The 5,162-nt window shown below is 25.0% G+C and carries 6 protein-coding genes and 1 pseudogene; all 7 read left to right on the top strand.

Annotation, left to right across the window (positions count from 1 at the left end; all coding sequences use genetic code 11):
* Nucleotides 1-233 (top strand): annotated as a pseudogene (locus HNP63_RS06220) (plasmid maintenance protein); the annotation flags it as partial.
* Nucleotides 234-242: 9 nt separating this feature from the next.
* Nucleotides 243-821 (top strand): DUF226 domain-containing protein, encoded by a 579-nt coding sequence (locus HNP63_RS06215; protein ID WP_183227594.1) that lies wholly within the window; start codon nt 243-245, stop codon nt 819-821.
* Complete coding sequence (locus HNP63_RS06210) at nt 797-1,552, top strand: ParA family protein (RefSeq protein WP_183227592.1); 756 nt, start codon at nt 797-799, stop codon at nt 1,550-1,552. Before HNP63_RS06215 ends, HNP63_RS06210 begins: the two co-directional genes overlap by 25 nt.
* A gap of 51 nt (nt 1,553-1,603) precedes the next feature.
* Nucleotides 1,604-2,149, top strand: a complete 546-nt coding sequence (locus tag HNP63_RS06205; protein WP_012579209.1) for a chromosome replication/partitioning protein — start codon at nt 1,604-1,606, stop codon at nt 2,147-2,149.
* A gap of 12 nt (nt 2,150-2,161) precedes the next feature.
* Nucleotides 2,162-2,740: a Bdr family repetitive protein gene (bdr, locus tag HNP63_RS06200; RefSeq protein ID WP_183227590.1), complete on the top strand. Its 579-nt coding sequence runs from the start codon at nt 2,162-2,164 to the stop codon at nt 2,738-2,740.
* A 677-nt stretch (nt 2,741-3,417) separates the two neighbouring features.
* Nucleotides 3,418-4,752 carry a DUF244 domain-containing protein gene (locus HNP63_RS06195; RefSeq protein WP_183227588.1) on the top strand — a complete coding sequence of 445 codons (1,335 nt, stop codon included), beginning with the start codon at nt 3,418-3,420 and terminating at the stop codon, nt 4,750-4,752.
* A gap of 50 nt (nt 4,753-4,802) precedes the next feature.
* A partial coding sequence (locus HNP63_RS06190; protein WP_183227586.1) for a DUF261 family protein occupies nt 4,803-5,162 on the top strand: 360 nt, incomplete at its 3' end.

Raw genomic sequence — 5,162 nt, 5'->3', positions numbered from 1 at the left:
AAAAAGAAAACACACAAAAAGATTATGAGCATATAAAGGTAAACATTTATAATATTCTTATTGATCAACTAAAAGAAAAGGTGAATATTGAAATTCTAAAGCCAATTATAAAAACATATTTGAATAGCAAAAAGAAATTAGAATATAATAAAGTATTTGATACGTATAATTACGAATTATTAGAACTAATAAAAAATGAAAATAATTCTTTGATATTAAAAGAAGTTGTATAAGGATTTAATATGGAAACTGCACCAGAACCTATAAAAAAAGGAAAATGTAAAGTAGAATGCCAAAATAAAGAACGCTTTATTTTGATTGAAAAAGAAAATGGTAAAGCAATGTACCATACAAAAATAATGATGGACGTTTATAAATTCGGAGTTTATGAGAATAAAAAAAAGAGTAAAAAGAAAAGAATGGAATTTCGAGTATCATTAAGGGCATTGTTTAATGGAGAAAGAATTGTTGAGGAAACACATTTATACCCTATTAAAGAAGGGGATAAATTTATTGGAATTTTTTACGGGTTTAGAAAACCGATAAAAAAGGCTATTGTAAAGTATCAATTAAACGGGAATAGAAAATCTTATGGATTTGCAAGGGCATATTATATGGAAGTTAGATTTAAAGCGGGCAGTGTTTTTTTCTACTTTAAAGGACTATATCGCTTATTAGATAAACAGAGAATGAATAACCACTACAATAAAATATTATTTAGTATGTTTACAGACTTAGAAAAACAAATATATGAATTTTATGGGAAAAAATACCCAGAACAAGGACCGTTAACAAAATGGATATTAAAAAACCTAAAATAATAACAATTGCGTCAATTAAGGGCGGGGTTGGCAAAAGTATGTTATCAATTATATTTTCATATATTTTGAGTGAAGATAATAATAAAGTGTTAATTGTAGATTTAGATCCTCAAAATAGTTTGACAAGCTATTTTTTGCAATATATTAGAAACATTGAAATAAATAATGTTTATTATCTATTAAAAAGAGATCAAACAGTGGATTTTAAAGAATATATGAATGCAATAAATAATAATATGTATATTATCCCCTCTCATCCGATTTTGTGTAAATTTGAAAAAGGAGATATTCCTTATAAGGAGCTTATATTAGAATATATATTTGATAAAAATTTATATCATTATAATTTTGATTATGTAATAATTGATACTCCCCCGAGCCTAAGTTCTTTATTATTTAATGCTTTAAATATTACACATAAAGTTATAATACCCATTCAGACTGAAAGATGGTCTGTAGAGTCTTTACCAATATTGATGAATGAAATAAAAGAAGTTGAAATAATAAGAAAAAAGAATATTGAAACAGTAATAATAGAAAACCAATTTATGAAAAATAGAAATACCTATAAAGATATTGAAAGCATTTTACAACCACAATACAAGAATCTTATTAAGGGGAGAGTTCATTTTTATAATGCAATTAAGGTTTTTATAAACGAATTAAAAGAACCCAATAATAAAGAGATTTATTATCAAGAAATAAAAAAAATATTAAACAATTTATTTTGAAAAATATGCCGGCATACTTTTCAAAATATGGTGAAAAACCAGGAGGATTAAATGTCAAAATTAAAAGTAAAAAAAATACTATTAAATAATAGAACAGATAACATTCAAGAATTTGAAAATGATGAGCTTGAATATAAAAGCTATAAAGATCAACTTCGTAGAATTACTATTGATGATATTGATAATAAAATTAAAACAATGAAAATTTTATATAAAATAAGGGAAAAAAAACTTTATTTAATTGATGGGTATAAAAAATTCGAAGACTTTTTGTCAGAATTTATAATATCTAGAAGTCAGGCTTTTTTATATCTTAAAATTTATAGGAAAGTATTAGATGGGAGTGTATCAATAAATGATATTAAAGAAAAAGGTTTAAAGGGTGTATATAGAAATATATTGAATATAGAAATTAAAGAGGATAAATCAAGACAAAACCCAATAAAACCTTTAAGATTCCAACTGAAAACCCAAGAAAGTTACGATTTCTACAAAAGTAATGCAAAATTTACAAGTTTTATGATGCATGAGATTTTTGAAAATCAAAAAGATTTGATTAAGAAGCTTTTAAAGAAATATAAAGAATTAAAGGGATAATAAGGGGATTTTATGAACAATTTAGCGTATAGAACATACGATATAGAAAGTATAAAAAATGAATTTTTAAACATAGGGTTTAGCAAGGAGGCAATAGATTTTGTTTTTCTTCATAATGATAATTACAGCTTTGAATATTTAAAAGAGAAAATAATTGATGTAGAGAAGACTTTACGGAAAGATATATCCAATTTAGATATTAAGATTGATAATGTAGAAAAGAATTTAAATACTAAAATAGATAGTTTGGATACTAAAATAGATAATGTAGAAAAGAATTTAAATACCAAAATAGATTTTATAGAGAAGAATTTAAATTATAAAATAGATAGTTTGGATACTAAAATAGATAGTGTAAATACCAAGATAGATTTTGTAGAAAAAAATTTACAAAAAGATTTATTTATTTTAAATACCAAGATAGGTAATGTAGAAAAAAATTTAAATACCAAGATAGATAATGAAGTGAAGAATTTGAGAAAAGATCTTAATACAGGAAACAGATTAATCCATTTTATGATATTAACAGCCGCAATTCTAGGCCCAATTTTAAATGCTTTATTTATGAAATATTTACAATTCATTAAATAATAAATAATACACAATTTACTTTTTAGGTGGTATATTATAATACTGATGAACATTACTAAAAAATAACATTTTATTTTTGCTCTATTCTAAATTAGAACTTATTCGAACTTTTTAAGAAAAGACTTTAAATAAGTTCTTTTTTTGTAAAAAAATAAATTGATTTTAATTCTAAATTGGACTATGCTTAACTGTTGAAAAACTTTAAAGATTAATTTTTTAAAGTGAATTCAGCTAAACCCTGACTTTATTAAGTTTTTTAGCAAGAGACTTTAATAAAGTTTATTTTTTTGCAAAAATTTTTATAAAAAACCTAACAAAAACAGTTTTTGATATATAATAAATATTGCATAATATGATCTCCATATTGCATATATAAAACAAAGGTTACATTTTGGTGGACTTAACTAGTTCTTTAACAAGAGAATTTAGTTAAGTCTTACTTTTTTTGTAAAATTTTTATAAATAAGTTGACAAAAAAGATTTTTGTTATACTATATATACACATATATAGCAAAAAAAAGGTTTTATTATTCAATTAAATCCAATATAGTGGGGTTTAACTAATTTCTTTATAAAGAGTTTAGTTAAACTCTATTTTTTTGCAAAAATTTTTGTAAAAAAGTTGGCAAAAATAGTTTTTGCTATATAATTATTATTAATCAAATAAGGAGTACATTATGAACAATGTTTCAGAAAAAAATCAAAATATACAAAATAATGGAGACATAAAAATTATGCATATTGAGCAACAAAGTTTTATTGGTTGTGAAGTGTTTGAGGAAAAATCCTCTCCAGTTAAAGAAAAAAGCAAAATAAGCAAGATAGGTAAAAAATTACCAGGAATAAGCAGTCAAGAGTGTTTTAGATTTAATCGTAATATTGATTTTAGTTTACAGAGAAACAAGCTTGACAAATATGGGGCTAGTGAAGTGGGCAATGTTCTAATTGGTGGGGCTGGACTTAAAGACTTAATGATCAATAGAGTGCTTAAATATTTTGGCATGAGTATGCCTTTTAAAGAGAATTTATATATGTTGAAAGGCAAAGAATTAGAAAATTTAGGATTTAGAGAATTTGTTAAAGCATATGATGATGATATTGTTGTTTTGTATAAAAATAAATATGCCAACGGTGTTGATAAATATAATTATTTCAAGAAAATGGGAGTTTCAGAAACTTTAGTAGGCTCAACAATTGATGGATGGTTTATTAATATTTATGGTGATTTAGAGCTTTTAGAGCTTTTAGAGATTAAGAGTAGTGATTCTACTTATATGAGTAGTGCTATTGAAGAGTACAATAAAAATGGCAATTTCTTAAGTAGTAAGTACTTTTTCAAGTACTATGTGCAGGCACAAATGCAGCTAGCATGTACCGGACTTAAAAATTGCAATTTATTCTTTTTAATCGACGCCGCACCGGTTAATTGTAAAATAAAAAGAAATGATGCTTTAATATCAAAAGTGCTTGAATTTGTTCTTAAATGTGAACAAGAAGTTTTCAATTTAAGAAACGAAATTGTTAAAAACGATCAGTTTAAGTTATTAAGATCAAATAATCATGATAATGATGCGTTTATTAAGCTTGTTGAAGAGTTTGTAGTAAATAGTGATTTTTATCAATCTGGAGTTGAGTTTGATTGGGTAAAAGAATTTGTAGAATATGTTGAGTGTATAGACCTTGAGATTAAAACCGATGATGATGCTGCAAATCTTGAATGTAATCTTATTGAGATTGACAATCTAAAAGTAGAACTAAATAAAATTCAAAATGAAAACAAAAGAAGAGAAAAACCCATAAAAGATTTACTTAAAATTAAAATTGATAAAATTTTGGAGAAATATCCACTGATTGTTCATGCAAATTATAGATTTAAAGAATTTGTATTCAATTATGATCCTAAGAAAAGGGCAATATCAGATAGATTTAAAGGACTTTTACCGACAAGCAGTAAAGTGTTCTTGCCCAGAAATATGAGTAATATAGCATATGCAAATAGTGTACCCTTTTGAATGGGGCACTAAAAAATTAAAAAAACTATTTAACATGGGAGGTTTAAAAAATGCTTATTAGCAAAATAAAACAAAACAATAGGAGTTTACTCGGGGAAATACAAAGATGGGGGTGCTATTTTTTATGCTTACATTATTATACAAGTGTGTTCAAGAATATTGAATTTAATGTGTTTGGAATAAATGTGGCGTATCACCGATTTTTAGGACTTGGGTACATTAAGAGTAATTGTTTTATCAAAGACCCTTGTATGATACTAAATTACTACGGGATTAGAACCAACGTGAGATATGAATCTTTTAGTTATTTGGGAGCTGCAAATGAATTTGAAATAAGTGAAGTTAAGATTGCGGGTGTTAATGGAACACATTTTATTGCTACAAAAGAGAAAGAAATATTATATGATTCA

Origin of the sequence: Borreliella afzelii, from assembly GCF_014202295.1 — a bacterium.
In the GTDB taxonomy this organism is placed as follows: domain Bacteria; phylum Spirochaetota; class Spirochaetia; order Borreliales; family Borreliaceae; genus Borreliella; species Borreliella afzelii.
Note: the sequence above shows the minus strand (reverse complement) of the source record. Positions and strands in the feature narration are given on the sequence as shown.

Coding starts and splice junctions, on each gene's coding strand:
- HNP63_RS06215 (WP_183227594.1), top strand. CDS start 243: ATGGAAACTGCACCAGAACCTATAAAAAAAGGAAAATGTAAAGTAGAA.
- HNP63_RS06210 (WP_183227592.1), top strand. CDS start 797: ATGGATATTAAAAAACCTAAAATAATAACAATTGCGTCAATTAAGGGC.
- HNP63_RS06205 (WP_012579209.1), top strand. CDS start 1,604: ATGTCAAAATTAAAAGTAAAAAAAATACTATTAAATAATAGAACAGAT.
- bdr (WP_183227590.1), top strand. CDS start 2,162: ATGAACAATTTAGCGTATAGAACATACGATATAGAAAGTATAAAAAAT.
- HNP63_RS06195 (WP_183227588.1), top strand. CDS start 3,418: ATGAACAATGTTTCAGAAAAAAATCAAAATATACAAAATAATGGAGAC.